We start from the raw sequence: 16,226 nt of genomic DNA, 5'->3' as shown, positions 1-16,226 counted from the left end.
AATTCAGGGGGTTATTTTTATGATTTATGTCCCCCCGTAAGACCAGCTCTATGAAGCGAGTACCAGCAGGTGTATAAGAAACTGCTCTCAGAATCGCTTTTGATCCATATTTGCTTCTAATCCCATCCATGACAAACCCGAGTTTCCTTCTCTTTTCATTATCCACTTCAAATAAACTCAACTGCTGATTTACATCATCCTCAATATTTGATAACGTAACTGAGATACTTCTTACTGTTTTACCCGAGTAAAACTTATTAAAGAGCATTAAGCAGCATCTATAAATATCCATTGTGATATTTGTGGGAAGATCAATTGTTTTTGCTCGATGAAATCCACCACCAAGCTCATCTTTACTGTATCCAATACCCAGGCTAATTGTTCGACCAGCTTTGTTGTGTGTACGTGCCCTTCTTGCGACTTCCTCACAAATCTCCAAAAGAACTGCCTTAATCTCTTCTCTCCTTGTGTAATCCCTCAGTAAAATCTGACTCTTACCAAAACTAATCTGCCCTTGCATTAATGGAGCACCAATTTCGGATAAATCGATTCCATATGCATGGTAGTACAACTGGTTTCCCATTATTCCGAACTTCTTCTCAAGCAACTCTAATGGAAATTTAGCTAGCTGACCTACAGTTGATATCCCCATTCGGTTCAGGTTTCTTTCCATCCTCCCTCCTATCCCCCACATTTTAGATAACGGATGAACATTCCAGAGTTTATTTGGCACATCTTCATATCTCCAACGTGCAATGCCGCTCTTCGTTTTCTTACTCTCCAGGTCAAGTGCAAGCTTACTGAGCAACATATTGTCTCCGATGCCTACTGTGCACATTAGGCCAAATTCTCTCCACATGCTACTTTGGATTGCTTTGGCCATTTCTTCAGGATCTTCTTTTCCTGCATCTAAAAAAGATTCATCAATTGAATACGTATGGACACATTTTTCAGGAACAAATCTGTAAAACAACTTTGTAATTTCAGTTGAAACTCTGATGAAAAGCTTCATTTGCGGATTTACAATGTGTATTCTTGGATCTTCAAAATAGTTTTGATCCTGTTTTGATCCCAAAATCTTTTTTAAGTGCAGGAGATGCAGCTAACACAACACTTCCCTGTCTCTCCGTATTCCCTACAACAGCAAGATAACATGTTAAAGGGTGAAGCCCCATTGTTACAGCCGAGGATTTCATATCGACACAAAGTATATTCTTGCGTGGAAATTGTGAGTAATCAATCATTGTATGTAACTCCTATGATGTTATTCATGTTGATATAAACTGTATTGTCGTTCTGGTCTTTTACGTGAAGCTTTTGTTGTTCAAAATTAATGTAATGTACTCTGCCGGCAATATGCTTCACGAATCCTTTGTTAAAAAGCTTGAATTGCAATTCTTTATTAAATTCCAATGCCTCAGAGACGAGAAGATCCATCTCTTCATTTTGTTGGTCATCTAAGGATGGCTTTTCAATTTTTGATACATCAATCAAATCTTGTTTAAGCTGTTAAATGTTCTGGAAGCATCATTGATGTCCATTTGATTGTTCCTCGATCCCTAAGCATATCGACACGCTCCTTTATTGATCTAATATTAACAGAACAAATGTTCTTCATTCAAGAAAAACCAGAACAAAAGTTCGATGTAAATGTTGGAAATAAAATAAAAGGTCAATAATGATATACGTAGTATTAATAAAGGAGGGATTCTTTTCCACAAAGGAGAGTGTATTGGTGAATGAAGAAGAGGCTAATCGGATTTTTGATCTTAGTCCCTGCTTTGATTATGTCGGGTATTACTTTAATCGAATCAAACAAAAAAGCACCTGAAGAAGTTTTAGAAAGTGCTTGGGATGAATTTGGTTTATTTAGTTTTCAAATTGGAATAACAGATCCGGCAATTACAATTGGCATGGATCAAACCAAAAGTGAGACAAAGCTCCGTGAATATTTAGAACATAATCTGTCAAGAGAAGCAAAGGAAAAATATAAGATTTATATATTCAAAGATGATATTGATAAATTGGAGAGAGAACATCGAGAGTATTTGCAAGCAAATAACCCTAATAAGTAAAGGGACTGCCCCCATAAGATGAGACAAATAATAACACCTTCAAGCTTGAAAACGGATGATTGTTATCCGAAATTAGACTTGGAGGTGTTTTTTCTATGGGGACAAGAGTGAGTTATCCGGTTGAAGTGAAACAGAAGGCTGTAGAAATGAGATTGGCAGGCGTGCCGATGAAAGAGATCATGCAGAAATTGAATATTAAGAATAAGACACAGGTTCAGACATGGGTTAGATGGCATAAGGCTAGGAATACACATCGATTTGAACAGCCTGTTGGAAAGCAATATACTTACGGAAAAGGTCCGGAGTATTCTTCCGAATTAGAGAAACTGCAGGCAGAGAATCGTTACCTGAGACAACAGAATGAAGTGTTAAAAAAGTACAACGAATTGGAAAGGAAGTTGATAGCCAAACGTCAGTCGAACTTGTAGAAGTAATGCACCGATCAATGACCGTACAGGATATCTGTGTTCATTTAGGTATCTGTCGCTCGTCTTATTATCGTTGGAAGAAGAATCTGACGCAGGATCAACCTAAACGCCATTTAGAAAGACAAATCGGCACGTTGTGCCGAGAGCACAAGTATCGATATGGATATCGAAAAATCACAGCCATATTAAAAAAGGGAATGTGTATTAACCATAAACGGTTCAGCGTATGATGCAGAAAAATCAGTGGCAGTGCCGGGTTAAGGTGAAAAAGCGCAAGAAGAATGGGCAGCCATATGCCGTGGTCGATAATATATTAGATCGGAACTTTCAGTCTGATCACCCTCTTGAAAAACTAGTAACGGACATCACGTATTTGCCTTATGGACAGAAACAATTATACCTTTCCAGTATATTGGATGTATATAATGGAGAAGTGATTGCTTTTACGATTGGAGATAAGCAGGACACAGACTTTGTCTTACACACACTTGATCAACTGCCAACACTGCCTGAGAACTGCGTGTTACATAGTGACCAAGGATCTGTGTATACATCTTACGAGTATCAGAAAGCTGTTAAAACAAAAGGCATTACCATGAGCATGTCCCGCAAAGGGACGCCCGCTGATAATGCCTCCATCGAATCGTTTCATTCCTCACTAAAGCCTGAAACGTTCTATCTTAACAGCATTGATCGAACCACGACCGCCATCGTAGAACGTACTGTCAAAGAATACATTTATTATTATAACAACATTCGTATTCAAACGAAACTAAACAGCCAATCACCGATAAACTATCGGCAATTGGCTGTTTAAAAGGTGTTTTGATCCCTGTCTCAAAAACGGGGGGCAGTCCCAGAAGATGGGAATTTTTTATTGGAAGAAGTCTCTAATTTTTTCATCTGATAAACACATCGAGATCATTGTTAGAATCTCATTCAGTGAGTTTTCAACAACTTTATTATGCCGTAACACGTACTCCTCGTTATTTTCCCAAACATGAGGCCTACAGCCACTCTCTCTGAGGGTCTCAATTAGAGGAACTACATGATCTTCAAATAGCTCATCTTTTCTGGAAGTGACAATGAAAACATTAGGTTTATTATAACCTTTAACAATTTTTGTTTTTAAAAAGTTGTTGTAGTAATCCTTGATTGAATCATTAACAGCAGTTGGGAAGACATCGAACATTATTGGCTTCCAGCGTGAAATGTAATCAAACAATTTAAATTGAGGAATAGCACTTACGATGTTCCCAACCCCTAAATCAAATCCATGAGCAAGAGAGGCATACCCACCCTTTGAACCACCATAAAAGGTAACATCTTTTTTCAAGATTTTATATTCACTAATCTTTTTCATTAGAAACTCTTGAACAGCACTATATATGTTCGTACTTCCATTTAACCCTATATAAAAACTTCCCAGTTCACCAAAATTGTCTTTAATATAAATTTTTCTGCAGTTATAATAGCGTAGTCCATCAATAAGGGAATAAGGGAATTTGAAGCGGTCTTCTTTTCCTTCTGTGCCAACAGGTTGAAATATAACAAGTAATTTTCGTTCTCCAGCTGCATTCTTCACTGGATAAGGATCTTCTAAATAAGTCAGAGTAACTCCATTAGAAGCTTCATATCTTTTTTCTAACTTTTCAACAATGATGCCCAACCTAATCTCTCCTGTCATTCAAATTTTTTCATAAGAACCATTTTGTGGTTTTTATCTTCTTCATTCTTTTAGAGAATAATACATAGGCTCCAAAATTTTTTCTAATGTTTCACCTGATTGAGAGTAGAATCGTTCTATACTTTTTTGCCTCTGGTTGAATAGCAATGCAACTACACCCGTAATTACTGCAGTAAGAATACCCTTTTGTTGTATCCAATTCCAAATATCTAATAACTCCAATTAAGCTTCTCCACTTCTCTCTGAACTTACTTTTAATACAGACTTAAATAAAAAAAGTTTCAGTTATGAAACGGGACTAGAAAACGTCCACTTTAATTATTTAATCCAATAAAATAAGCTCTCATTGCGAGAGCTTCATTAGGTTTATGGATAAAACCATTATTTTATTTAGATTGTAGTCCTCTTTTAACACCCGTTGAAAAAGGATGTTAACTTATTTTTATTCACTTTTGTGAAACGTCATATTTAAACTATTCGTTAACCAGTAAATGTTTGATATTGTTCAACTAACCCATCCGATAATTTGAATGTAATCCTTCACAATCTTTTACACCTTATTTCTCATTTAATGTGTGGAATAGTTTGAAAAAGACGCCCGCCTTTTTCCTGATAGATCTAATGCCCTCTAAATTCATGAAGGAGATTACTTAACTCTTCGTTTATTTAGTAAAATTATAAAGGTAATCCTCTGTAATAATAAACTGTTTTCCATCCTTATGTTTAGTTGCTAAAGTCTGTTTACCATCACCACAAGTTATTTGAAAACTATGAATAATTATATTTCTCATCCCAATAACTTCAGAAAAACAAGAAGTAATTTTTGTATCTGAAAACTTAGTTATAGTTTCCTTTATTGGTTTGACTATGTTGACCAGAAGTATAATCAATTAATTCTTGCCAATTAAACCAATTTCCCTCATCTTTTTTAAGTATATTTTCAATGAAAAATACATTGGTAGAGTTGAAAACACAGATTGCACTTCCTAACAATTCCCTATATTTTCTTGACGGTAAAGATTGATTACTATATTCTTCATAAATTTCCACTATTATCCTTGCTGTTCGAGGAAAACTTTATTCCTTGTATTTATTCATAAACTATTTTTCTCGTAGCATGGCGTTAAAATCATCGAATGTTTTCATCAGCGTTCAGAGGGTTTATCAAGTTAATCTTCCTAGTCTTCATCCTCTTCCCAATCATCTTTCGCTTCTTGAATCTTATTATAAAAAAATTCAATAAAGCTTTCAGCAACAGTATCTTAATAACCAATTACCCTAGCCCATTCAACTACTGGACATTCTCCGTCCTTCATTTTATTCGTATCTAGACAGTAAGCAAAGTAATCAACATATTCAATAACCACAAGTCCATTAGGAAGGCCATAGTGTTCTCTATATTCCTTAGTTCTATTTACAACTGATGCATGATCAAAGTTGTAACCTAAAACTAAAACACCGAATAAACCACCAGAACCGTATTTTTCTAAAAACCATTTATAGCTATTGGGAAGATCGCATAGGAGGGTTTCTTCAATGCGATCAATGTTCTCATGACTTGCGCCATCTGTAAATATCGCATTTTGTTTATTTTCATTAATAAAGTTTTCAACCTTCGAATAAATCATTTAAACACCTCAATTTCCATTCTCAAATTGTTTCGCTCTCCACTTCCAATATCTCTTTCTAAAGCTCTCGTATTGTGCTTTTAAAACCTTATCATTTCTAAAGTTTTCACCATCAGACTTAAGCTTATGAATGACATCACTATATTTTGTATGTAAACTGTTCGGGATTTAAGCATTGGGCCAGGTTCTTCTTGAATCAAGTGATGTAATTAATCTGTATACCATCTTTTGCATAAGGGGCATACCGTTTTTCATTAGCTGAAAATTTGTAACGCCGAATTCTGTTTTTTGATTAATATCAATATCTTTCATAGTATACACTCTTCGGCTTACATCTTTAACTTTCCCTTCGCCTTTCCCTTTCCCTCTATTTCATATGCTTCATACTTTTCTTTGTTTAGCCAAGGGGTGGTTATCTTTTGGCCAGTAAGAGTTTTTCTTGTTCCATCCGGTATTTTCTTCGCATTAGTCAATAGTTCATTCTTAAGGTTTTGGCTATCAACCACATTGTATGGCACGTCCCCCGCCATAGCAAGTTTATACTTAGGGTTGTAAGGCAACATATCTAAAATATTGACATCCTTAATCTTCTTCCCTGATTGACTTGCCTTATTTATTACCTTGCCCGCTGCATCTGCTTTGTTAACAGCGCCTGCACCTTTGGTTCCAACAACAGCTGCCGCCACTGAGCCAATTGCATACGTCACCCATCTTGACCTTGAATAGGCATCTCCATTCACCATATCCTTTTGATATGACTATTCAATTGCAGCAGATACTGCATTATATGTTTTAACTAAATGAATAACTGCATTGCCCAGGGCTGAGAGTGTTTCTCCTGGATCGGTGATGAAGTTCCATATGCCGGTTACAGTATCTTTGCCAACATCATATAAACCAACTCCTACACCTTTTACGATATCCCAGGTGACTTCTCCTGCTTCTTCCATCTGGTTGGCCTGTTCGATTTGCACAGCAAGCTGTACTTGAACCGGCTCAAGATTCTCGTAACCTACTTTTTTAGCAATCTCTAAATACTCATCAAGATCAGACACACCACCATTAAGTTTCTTTTTCAGTTCCTTGATTTCTCGTTCTTTTGCTTCTTCTTTTTTCAAGTTTAAATAAGATTCAGAACGCTTCTCAATATCGCCTTTTTTCTTATGTATGTCACTTTCTCTATACGCTTTGGCATTATAGTGAATCGGTGTAGCGTTCTTCCCTTTGCCTGTTGATTCCTGCAGCTTTGTAAATTCTTGTTGAATGGAAGAATATCATTGATGTCGTTATTACTTTCTTTGCATTACACTGTACGCTTGCTGCATTAGGCGCAAAATATATTCAAGTGCGACTAGGTCATTAACCGCCAATGTTAATTCCCATGTAAGTAAAGACTAACCCAAAACCGAATGAGGATTACGAGAATTAGTCTCGTCACTCATGGAGTAAAATTATAACTTCAAATATTTTTGGTCATATTTTGGTCAACAACCCGAAATGTTTTTCTCTCATTCTATTGACCAAATAAAAAAATCCCTTGACACCAACAGTGCCAAGGGATTGAGAAATTAATACTGAGACATATACTGTTCGCGCTCCCAAGGGTGAACTTGAGTTCTAAACATATCCCATTCGATTTCTTTTGATTCGATAAAGTGTTCGAATAGGTGCTCGCCCAGCGCTTTGACCATGACTTCGTTTGATTTGAATTCTTCTAGCGCTTCCGCAAGTGTTGCTGGAAGGTCAACAATTCCGTTTTCCATGCGCTCTTCTTTGTTCATCACATAGATGTTGCGATCGATTGGAGCTGGCGCTTCCAGTTTGTTTTTGATTCCGTCTAAGCCTGCAGCAAGCAATACGCTAAGTGCAAGGTACGGGTTAGCAGCTGGGTCTACGCTGCGGACCTCAACACGTGTGCTGATGCCGCGGGAAGCCGGGATACGGATAAGCGGGCTTCTGTTTTGCGCGCTCCATGCTACGTAGCAAGGTGCTTCATAGCCAGGAACAAGACGTTTGTAAGAGTTTACTGTCGGGTTTGTTACTGCTGTAAAGCTTGTTGCGTGCTTCACGATACCTGCAATGAAGTGTTTCGCTGTTTCACTTAACTGAAGATCAGCATTTTCGTCATAGAATGAGTTAACGCCATCTTTGAAGAGTGATAGGTTGCAGTGCATACCGGAACCGTTCACACCGAACAACGGTTTTGGCATAAATGTCGCATGCAGGCCGTGTTTGCGGGCAATTGTTTTAACAACTAGCTTAAATGTTTGGATATCATCACATGAGCGGACTGCACCAGCATATTTAAAATCGATTTCGTGCTGGCCAGGCGCTACTTCGTGGTGAGACGCTTCGATCTCAAAGCCCATCTCTTCAAGCTCAAGAACGATATCGCGGCGGCAGTTTTCTCCCAAGTCGGTTGGAGCCAAGTCGAAATATCCGCCTTTGTCGTTTAATTCAAGCGTCGGTTCGCCTTTTTCATCTAATTTAAATAAGAAGAATTCTGGCTCAGGCCCGAGGTTAAAATCACTGAAACCAAGGTCTTCCATTTCTTTCAAAATCCGTTTTAAGTTGTTTCGCGGGTCACCTTCGAAAGGTGTGCCATCTGGATTGTAGATATCACAGATGAAACGTGCTACTTTACCTTTTTCAGCCGTCCATGGGAAGATAACAAATGTATTCAGATCTGGATACAGGTACATGTCTGACTCTTCGATGCGAACGAATCCTTCAATAGAAGAACCGTCAAACATGACTTTATTATCAAGCGCTTTTTCAAGCTGGCTTACAGGAATCTCAACGTTCTTGATTGTTCCAAGAATGTCAGTAAACTGAAGACGGATATACTTCACGTTTTCATCTTTTACTAATTTTACGATATCTTCTCTAGTGTACTTTGCCATTTCGTAAAACTCCTCCTCTTAAAAGGTAAATGTATATAGCAAAACAGTTGCTAACGGATTAATGAAAGAAGCGGGACATGTCGCCTTGGCGAAATGTGTTCCCTCTTTGAAAACGGCCGGCTTGCATGAGCTCGTTTTTCAGGAGCTGTCTTAGTTCGTCATCGGACAGATCATGTTTCATTGGTTTTTTCGTCTTTTCGTTTTGTTTTTGCCCCGGCTCGGCTTCTGCCTTTTCCAGAATTTGTTTAATCCCTGCCATGTTTACACCTTGTTCTATCAGGTGCTTGATTTCTAACAGTTTATCTACATCATGGAACGAAAATAATCGTCTATTCCCTTCGCTTCTCGCTGGAAATATCAGTCCATTTTCCTCATAATATCGAATTTGTCTTGCTGATAACTCCGTTAACTGCATGACAATTCCTATTGGAAATAAAGGCATTGAGCGGCGAATATTATCACTCATCTCAATTTCCTCCTTTTCTTAACTTAGTTTCATTATAGGTGATGTTATATTTTGTGTCAATAAGATGTAAGAAATCTTAACATCAAAATCAGTGAAATTTTTAAAAAATTTAAATTAATTGCTTTTCCATGAGTGAATCCACTGCACTGCAGATGGCATTTTTCACATGCGAATAGGTTAATCCTCCCTGAACGTAGGCTATATACGGCGGGCGGATAGGGCCATCTGCTGATAATTCGATGCTTGCTCCTTGAATAAATGTGCCTGCTGCCATAATGACATCATCTTCGTATCCAGGCATGTAGGCCGGATAAGGTGTCACATGTGCATTGATCGGTGATGCATATTGAATCGCCTGGCAAAAGGCAATCATTTTTTCTCTATTAGAAAACTCAACAGATTGAATCAAATCCGTTCTTTTCGCATCCCATTTCGGGTTTGAAGTAAAGCCCAGCTTTTCAAGGAATCTCGCTGTAAACACAGCTCCCTTTAAGCTCTGCGACACAACGTGAGGGGCCAAAAAGAAGCCTTGATACATTTCTTGGAGCGAATAAAGGGATGCCCCTGCTTCCCTGCCGATGCCCGGTGATGTCATACGGTACGAGCAAGCATCAATCCATTTCGCTTTTCCGACGAGATAGCCTCCTGTTTTCGCAAGGCCGCCGCCGGGGTTTTTAATAAGAGATCCCGCCATCAGATCGGCTCCTACATGGCAAGGTTCCAGTTCCTCCACAAATTCTCCGTAACAGTTGTCGACAAATACGATTAGGTTTTCATTGATTTCTTTTACAAAACGGATCATTTCTTCTATTTCACTGATTAAGAAAGAAGGGCGATTTGCATATCCTTTTGAGCGCTGTATGCCAATTACTTTTGTCTTCGGATTGATCGCAGCGGCGACCGCATCATAGTCTATTTTTCCATCTTCTGTCAGATTAACCGCATTGTAGCCGATGTGAAAATCCTTTAACGATCCAGCGTTTTCTTCTCCTCTGACGCCCACAATTTCTTCTAGCGTATCATAGGGCTTGCCTGTGATATAAAGAAGCTCGTCCCCCGGTCTGAGAACACCGAACAAAGCAATCGAGATGGCATGTGTGCCTGAGATAATTTGCGGCCTTACAAGACCCGCTTCTCCGCCAAACACATCCGCATAAATGCTTTCAAGCGTGTCCCTCCCGATATCATCATAGCCGTATCCTGTAGACGGCGTAAAATGAGTGTCGCTTACTTTATGTTTTCTATAGCTTTCAAGCACTCTCCACTCATTGCGTTCACTGATTTCTTCTATTTGGTTATGAACACCGGAAATGTCCGCTTCCACTTCCATTGCCGTTTTTTTCAATAATTCTCCGTGTGTTAATGTGTCAAACATGTTTTGTATGTCCTTCCTACATATACTTCTTTAATTCACCGATGATGCTTTGCTCCTCTTGTACATAGCCTGATATGTCGTATCGTTCATTTTCTTCATCAAAGTAGAAGCGATCAACCATCGTTTCCGATTTGATTCTAGAAAGAAGCTTACCTTCAATTGCCGGCACATGCGCTTCAAAAGACGTTAACAGCTCTTGGCGCAAATAGCGCTGAATCGCTTCTTTAAATGTATCAGCGTCTTCCCCACGCTTCGCACTGACCATAATGTGATCCCTTCCGGCGGACGGTATAAAATCAGGCAGTTTTTGATCACGTTTGTTGTAGGCTGTCAGCATCGGAATATCATCGGCTTCAAGCTCCTCAAGCAACCGAAGCACCGTTTTTTCGTGTCCTGCGTAATCCTCATTTGAAGAATCAATTAAATGCAGGATCAAATCCGCTTCCTTGACTTCCTCAAGCGTTGACCGAAATGCAGCAATCAGTGTCGTCGGAAGATCCTGAATAAACCCTACTGTATCTGACAGAAGCACGCTGTAACCGCTTGGCAGGACCATTTTTCTGGTCATGGGATCCAATGTGGCAAACAGGAGGTCTTCTTCATAGCTGTCCGCACTTGTCAGGCGGTTGAACCATGTAGATTTCCCCGCGTTTGTATAACCGACAAGCGCGATTTGAAGCACGCCATTTTTCTTTCTTCTCTCACGGTACCGGCTTCTATGGCGAATGACAGTCGAGAGCTGTGTGTTGATTTCATGAATGCGATTTCTGATATGGCGGCGGTCTGTTTCCAGTTTTGTTTCCCCGGGACCTCTCGCCCCAATTCCACCGCCTTGCCGGGAGAGATTGATCCCTTGCCCCGTCAGACGCGGCAGTGCATATTGCAGCTGGGCCAGCTCAATCTGGAGTTTGCCTTCTCTCGTTCTCGCCCGTTTTGCGAAAATATCTAATATCAATTGCGTGCGGTCAATCATCTTCACTTCAATCGCGGTTGCCAACGACTTTAATTGACTTGGCGACAGCTCATCATTAAAGATGAGGAGATCAGCTTCAAGCTCTTCCACCAATGCCTTCAGCTCTTCTACCTTCCCTTTTCCTATATATGTAGCGGCGTCAGCCCTGTTCCGTTTTTGCGTGACGCTGGTTAATACGGTTCCGTCTGCGGTTTTTGTCAGAGATGCAAGCTCTTCCATAGAATTTTCAAAATGCTCATCCGTGATATGCGGCAGCTGACATCCGACTAAAATGGCTTTTTCCTGTCTTGTTCCCTGTTCGTTCAAATGGATGTTCCTTTCTTTTGCATATTGGGCAGTAGTATTATCATACCAAACCCTGCATGTGTATACCACAAATCGATTGCTTTGAAAAATTAGAAATACAACAAAAAAACAGACCTCTCGAAAAGCTGAGAGGCCTATACAGAGCCAGATGCTTCTTCTTGAATAGAAAGATCTTGGCTTTTAATGGTCATCAAGTCGCTTTTTAAGTATTGATCGCCCATTAAAAGCCTCATGGCTTGCGCTCTGATCGATTTTTCGATCACATTTCTGACAAAACGGCCATTGCTGAATTTAATGGGACTTGTCGTGCTTTTGACTGTCATTAAGTAATCTTTCAATTTCCATTCCGCTTCTTGACTCAGCTGGTATTCTCTTTCAGCGATCATTCGTTTCGCAATCTCCATGAGCTGGGTGACAGAATAATCCGGAAAGTCAATAGAAATGGGAAATCTTGATTGGAGACCGGGATTTAATGAAAGAAAATGATCCATTTCCCGAGAATATCCGGCGAGTATCAAAATGAATTCATGCTGTTTGTCTTCCATATGCTTGACGAGCGTGTCGATTGCTTCTTTCCCAAAGTCCTTTTCTCCGCCTCTCGCCAGCGAATAGGCTTCGTCTATAAACAAAATGCCGCCTAATGACTTTTTGATTAAATCTCTTGTTTTTTGGGCGGTGTGCCCGATATATTCCCCTACCAGATCAGCCCGCTCCGCTTCTATCAGGTGGCCTTTTGATAAAACATTCATTTCAAAGAACAGCCTGCCTATCAGCCGCGCAACCGTTGTTTTTCCTGTTCCCGGATTTCCTTTAAACATCATGTGCAGCGCTTGCTTCCCCACCTTCAAGCCTTGCTCTGCGCGTTTTTGGTTCACAAAAATCCAGGCGTATATTTCCTTGATGTTGCGTTTCATTTCCTCCATCCCAACTAGTGCGCTCATCTCTTTTTCGATTTCCTTTAAAATGCCGTGCTTCGCTTCGTTTTTTTGCAATGCAGCTTGATATTCCGCCTCTGCCTCAGCATTCGTCAGCACCTGCTTTTGTCCGTTAAGAATAATGTTGATCTGTCCGTTGTTTTTATATGTCACAGCGCGCTCCAACATTTTCACCTCTCTATTCTCTCTATATGATATTCAAGCGGATGCCCTTTGTGACAAACGCCTATCATGTGTCGAAACAATTGCTTTTATAGGGAATGCTAAGGAATCTTGCGCTTTCCCGAGAAATACTTTATTTCTTATTGTATTCACGGACATGGGGTGGACAAACCAAGAGATTTTATTTTTAACAATTTTGTAAGGAACACTGGAGATATGAATATAGTGATATGCCTTTGGCCTATAACCCTCATAATCACTATCACGTCTCTATAATTCCGTGACAGACACTTCTATACCGCTCATTTTTAACAGCTCAAACGAATCTGTCATCGGAAGCCCTCCAAAAGCGGTGTTCAGCGTCATCTGCATACTTCTTTTGCATAACATAACGCACTCGCATTTGAACAGGAACCGAGCCAAAACACCTGTCCATCTATGGGACTGCGATTCATTCCCCTTCTCATTCGGCCTAAAATACCGGAGAGATGTCTTCAGCGACACACCTTCCTTTTTTCCTCTCAGCAGATGTAAGGAGTTATGTGCATTCGTTTATGTTTCACATGCCTTACATCAACGCCGGGGATCAGTGGGATCATAATACTTACAAACTCATGACAGATTCACAGGTTTCATTCAGATTGAATCTGCTGTCGCTTCATGTGGAATTGTGCGCTTTCCCGAGAAATAATTTCCGCATGCGAAAGGGTTATTTCCTCATTTTACATACGAATGATAATCGTACAAGCATCTGCCGTGTTTTTTCATATCCTGTAATGAGGTGATAGAGAATGGTTAAAATTTTTATTGACCCTGGCCATGGCGGCTCTGACCCAGGCGCAACAGGGAATGGCCTTCAAGAAAAAACGTTAACCCTGCAAATCGCTTTTGTTTTGCGTACGATATTGACTAATGAGTATGAAGGCGTTTCTTTGCTGTTGAGCCGGACAAGCGACCAGTATGTCAGCTTAAGCGATCGGACAAACGCTGCAAATAACTGGGGAGCAGATTTCTTTTTGTCCATTCACATTAATGCCGGGGGAGGCACAGGTTTTGAAAGCTATATTTACCCGGGCGTGGGAGCCCCGACGACGACGTACCAATCGGCAGTTCACTCTGAAGTGATACAAGCTGTCGACTTTGCGGACCGCGGCAAAAAAACAGCGAACTTCCACGTCCTAAGGGAGTCTGCAATGCCTGCCCTATTAACTGAGAACGGGTTTATTGATACCGTTGCAGATGCAAATAAGCTGAAAACAAGCAGTTTTATTCAAAGCTTGGCGAGAGGGCATGCAAACGGATTGGAGCAAGCCTTTCATCTTAAAAAGACATCCGGCTCAGGATTATATAAGGTTCAAATCGGCGCATTTAAAGTAAAAGCGAATGCAGACTCTCTCGCTAATCGTGCCGAAGCTAAAGGCTTTGACACGATTGTCCTTTTAAAGGACGGATTCTATAAAGTACAGATTGGCGCATTTTCATCCAAAGCCAATGCAGATGACCTTGCTGCCAGAGCAAAAAGTGCCGGCTTCGACGCGATTGTCATTCTAGAATCATAATCAAGACACAGACGAGCGTCTCAAAAAAACCCCGGCTCCTCATTACGAGAAACCGGGGTTTTTTATACTAGAATATCAACAACAAATTGGGACCATGTTTCCAGGCGGTTATAGATCTCGTCCTGTTTTAATTCAGAGACTTTCATCCATTTTCCTGCAATTTGCTCCTTTTCTTTCACTTCCACTTGTGAGCCTGGCTTTAATTGAAGCGCAGAAAGAATACCGATATGCACTTTGCCGACACTGTTTTCATCATCATTAATCAATCCCAGTGTGACAATCGCCTGTTTATCCTCTTCGTTGATTTGCAGTTCTTCCTCAAGCTCGCGATCTGTGTTCAGCTTTAAGACTTCAGCAAATGAGGCTGCTCCTTCGATGGAGTTCATATGCCCTCCAAAGCCGAGAGAAAGCTTATTGTGCAGACGTGATTCTCCTCCGCCAGCCAGCCGCTCGTAAAGGAAAACTTCATCTTCTCGCTTAATGACGACATAAGGAATTGGCTGCTTATAATCCGGATTTTCTTCTGCGTCTCCCCTTCTCATTTCACGATAGCCCGTTTCGATCTGAGCCATGATTTCTGCTACTCTGCTATCTTCACTGTTCACACCCTGAAAGGTTAAGCGTTCCTTCTTAAACACGTCATCGCGCGGGGCGACCAAAATGATTTCGTCCATCTTTCCCATGATTGCTGCGTCCTCCTCATTCATTCAAGCCGAAAAGAGCAGATATTAGATCTGCTCTTTTTCATCTCCAAAATAAAAGTCATCGTCTTTGAGCGGCTCAACTGTCGCTTTTTTATAGCCGTTCCCCTTCATAGAGAAGAAGTCATGCGATTTTGTTTTTGTATTTAATCCGTTTAAAACGATCGGATTAATATCTTCTTCTTCAAAGTATGGCTCAAATCCAAGGTTCATGAGCGCTTTATTGGCATTATAGCGGATAAATTTCTTCACATCGTGTGAAAGTCCGACTTGATCGTACAAGTCCTCTGTATACTCAAGCTCATTTTCATATAAGTCATTCAGAAGGTTGATCGAAAATTCGCGTAGCTCTGCTTTTTTCTCTTCTGTCTGCTTATGATAGATTTCCTGAGCAAGGAGACCCACATAAACGCCGTGGATCGCTTCATCACGAAGGATCAGGTTAATGATTTCACCGCTTTGCATCAGTTTCCCTTGTCCATAGAAATATAGCGGATAATAGAAACCGCTGTAGAAAAGGAAACTTTCGAGATAGACGGAAGCAACCATCGCTTTGAACAGTGAGATTTCATCATCTTTTTGAATGGCTTTGTAAAGGCCGACGATGACTTGCGCTTTTTTCTGCAAATATTTATTTTGCTTAACCCATTCGAATACTTCATTAATTGTTTCAGTCGGTGCCAAGGTCATGAAAATATTAGAGTACGACTTCGCATGGACAGCGTTCTCCATCATCGCCATAAAGTTCAGCACCGCTTTCCGCTGGTGGCCGTCTACGTGTTCAGCCACGATCGGCATCCCCGTATTCCCCTGCTCTGTATCAAGAAGAGTCAGTCCGGCCAGCACCTTCATATAAGTGTCCTGCTCGTTTTTTCCAAGGTACTTCCATGTGAGGAGATCGCCGTTTAAAGCAATCTCTTCCGGAAGCCAGAACTGTTTCACATTTTGGTTATAGAACATTTGGGTAAAATCATCTTCATGCTTTGACCAGTTTGCTGCGTCATAAATTTTTGTCACTATAAACTCTC

Annotated in this window: 11 protein-coding genes and 6 pseudogenes; 3 read left to right on the top strand and 14 right to left on the bottom strand. The window is 40.3% G+C overall.

The window, feature by feature from the left end; all coding sequences use genetic code 11:
* Positions 1-17: 17 nt before the first annotated feature.
* Positions 18-1,244, bottom strand: a pseudogene (locus SC79_RS19815) (DinB/UmuC family translesion DNA polymerase).
* A pseudogene (locus SC79_RS20385) lies at positions 1,237-1,567 on the bottom strand (YolD-like family protein). Before SC79_RS20385 ends, SC79_RS19815 begins: the two co-directional pseudogenes overlap by 8 nt.
* A 172-nt stretch (positions 1,568-1,739) precedes the next feature.
* Between SC79_RS20385 and SC79_RS04420 the strand changes: the two are divergent.
* Entirely contained in the window at positions 1,740-2,075 is a 336-nt protein-coding gene (locus SC79_RS04420) for a hypothetical protein (protein ID WP_039074039.1), read from the top strand.
* A gap of 95 nt (positions 2,076-2,170) precedes the next feature.
* A pseudogene (locus SC79_RS04410) lies at positions 2,171-3,320 on the top strand (IS3 family transposase).
* 57 nt (positions 3,321-3,377) lie between these two features.
* Here SC79_RS04410 and SC79_RS04405 read toward each other — a convergent pair.
* The 10 genes and pseudogenes from SC79_RS04405 to spoVK all read right to left on the bottom strand — a co-directional run bounded on the left by SC79_RS04405 (position 3,378) and on the right by spoVK (position 12,944).
* Positions 3,378-4,172 carry a hypothetical protein gene (locus SC79_RS04405; protein ID WP_231559179.1) on the bottom strand — a complete coding sequence of 265 codons (795 nt, stop codon included), beginning with the start codon at positions 4,170-4,172 and terminating at the stop codon, positions 3,378-3,380.
* 20 nt (positions 4,173-4,192) lie between these two features.
* Positions 4,193-4,412: pseudogene (locus SC79_RS04400) on the bottom strand (hypothetical protein); the annotation flags it as partial.
* A gap of 615 nt (positions 4,413-5,027) precedes the next feature.
* The gene (locus SC79_RS21230) at positions 5,028-5,240 is read right to left on the bottom strand and encodes a hypothetical protein (RefSeq protein WP_231559178.1); all 213 of its coding nucleotides are present in this window, start codon (positions 5,238-5,240) and stop codon (positions 5,028-5,030) included.
* A 128-nt stretch (positions 5,241-5,368) separates the two neighbouring features.
* Positions 5,369-5,818 (bottom strand): annotated as a pseudogene (locus SC79_RS04390) (SMI1/KNR4 family protein).
* Between the two features lie 9 nt (positions 5,819-5,827).
* Positions 5,828-7,083, bottom strand: a pseudogene (locus tag SC79_RS21225) (HNH/ENDO VII family nuclease); the annotation flags it as partial.
* Positions 7,084-7,386: 303 nt separating this feature from the next.
* Entirely contained in the window at positions 7,387-8,721 is a 1,335-nt protein-coding gene (glnA, locus tag SC79_RS04380; protein WP_010328577.1) for a type I glutamate--ammonia ligase, read from the bottom strand.
* Positions 8,722-8,779: 58 nt separating this feature from the next.
* The gene (gene glnR / locus SC79_RS04375) at positions 8,780-9,187 is read right to left on the bottom strand and encodes a transcriptional repressor GlnR (protein WP_039074036.1); all 408 of its coding nucleotides are present in this window, start codon (positions 9,185-9,187) and stop codon (positions 8,780-8,782) included.
* Positions 9,188-9,296: 109 nt separating this feature from the next.
* Positions 9,297-10,562 (bottom strand): methionine gamma-lyase family protein, encoded by a 1,266-nt coding sequence (locus SC79_RS04370; protein ID WP_039074035.1) that lies wholly within the window; start codon positions 10,560-10,562, stop codon positions 9,297-9,299.
* Positions 10,563-10,578: 16 nt separating this feature from the next.
* A complete protein-coding gene (hflX, locus tag SC79_RS04365) occupies positions 10,579-11,841 on the bottom strand; it encodes a GTPase HflX (protein WP_039074034.1) in 1,263 nt (420 codons plus the stop codon).
* 134 nt (positions 11,842-11,975) lie between these two features.
* Positions 11,976-12,944, bottom strand: coding sequence for a stage V sporulation protein K (spoVK, locus tag SC79_RS04360; RefSeq protein ID WP_039074033.1), 969 nt, complete (start codon positions 12,942-12,944; stop codon positions 11,976-11,978).
* Between the two features lie 785 nt (positions 12,945-13,729).
* Here spoVK and SC79_RS04350 point away from each other — a divergent pair.
* Complete coding sequence (locus SC79_RS04350) at positions 13,730-14,497, top strand: N-acetylmuramoyl-L-alanine amidase (protein ID WP_039074031.1); 768 nt, start codon at positions 13,730-13,732, stop codon at positions 14,495-14,497.
* 62 nt (positions 14,498-14,559) lie between these two features.
* Here SC79_RS04350 and SC79_RS04345 read toward each other — a convergent pair whose 3' ends face one another.
* Both SC79_RS04345 and nrdF read right to left on the bottom strand, forming a co-directional pair.
* Positions 14,560-15,180, bottom strand: a complete 621-nt coding sequence (locus SC79_RS04345; protein ID WP_039074030.1) for a hypothetical protein — start codon at positions 15,178-15,180, stop codon at positions 14,560-14,562.
* Positions 15,181-15,225: 45 nt separating this feature from the next.
* A complete protein-coding gene (nrdF, locus tag SC79_RS04340; protein WP_039074029.1) occupies positions 15,226-16,215 on the bottom strand; it encodes a class 1b ribonucleoside-diphosphate reductase subunit beta in 990 nt (329 codons plus the stop codon).
* Between the last annotated feature and the right edge of the window lie 11 nt (positions 16,216-16,226).

The sequence above is a fragment of the Bacillus sp. MSP13 genome (assembly GCF_000815295.1).
Taxonomy (GTDB): Bacteria; Bacillota; Bacilli; order Bacillales; family Bacillaceae; genus Bacillus; species Bacillus vallismortis.
The sequence above is the reverse complement of the archived record's forward strand: the minus strand, read 5'-3'. Positions and strand labels throughout refer to the sequence as shown.

Bases quoted from the DNA above. Each gene is read 5' to 3' on its own strand.
- SC79_RS04420 (WP_039074039.1), top strand. From the start codon at position 1,740: ATGAAGAAGAGGCTAATCGGATTTTTGATCTTAGTCCCTGCTTTGATT.
- glnA (WP_010328577.1), bottom strand. From the start codon at position 8,721: ATGGCAAAGTACACTAGAGAAGATATCGTAAAATTAGTAAAAGATGAA.
- glnR (WP_039074036.1), bottom strand. From the start codon at position 9,187: ATGAGTGATAATATTCGCCGCTCAATGCCTTTATTTCCAATAGGAATT.
- SC79_RS04370 (WP_039074035.1), bottom strand. From the start codon at position 10,562: ATGTTTGACACATTAACACACGGAGAATTATTGAAAAAAACGGCAATG.
- spoVK (WP_039074033.1), bottom strand. From the start codon at position 12,944: ATGTTGGAGCGCGCTGTGACATATAAAAACAACGGACAGATCAACATT.
- SC79_RS04350 (WP_039074031.1), top strand. From the start codon at position 13,730: ATGGTTAAAATTTTTATTGACCCTGGCCATGGCGGCTCTGACCCAGGC.
- SC79_RS04345 (WP_039074030.1), bottom strand. From the start codon at position 15,180: ATGGGAAAGATGGACGAAATCATTTTGGTCGCCCCGCGCGATGACGTG.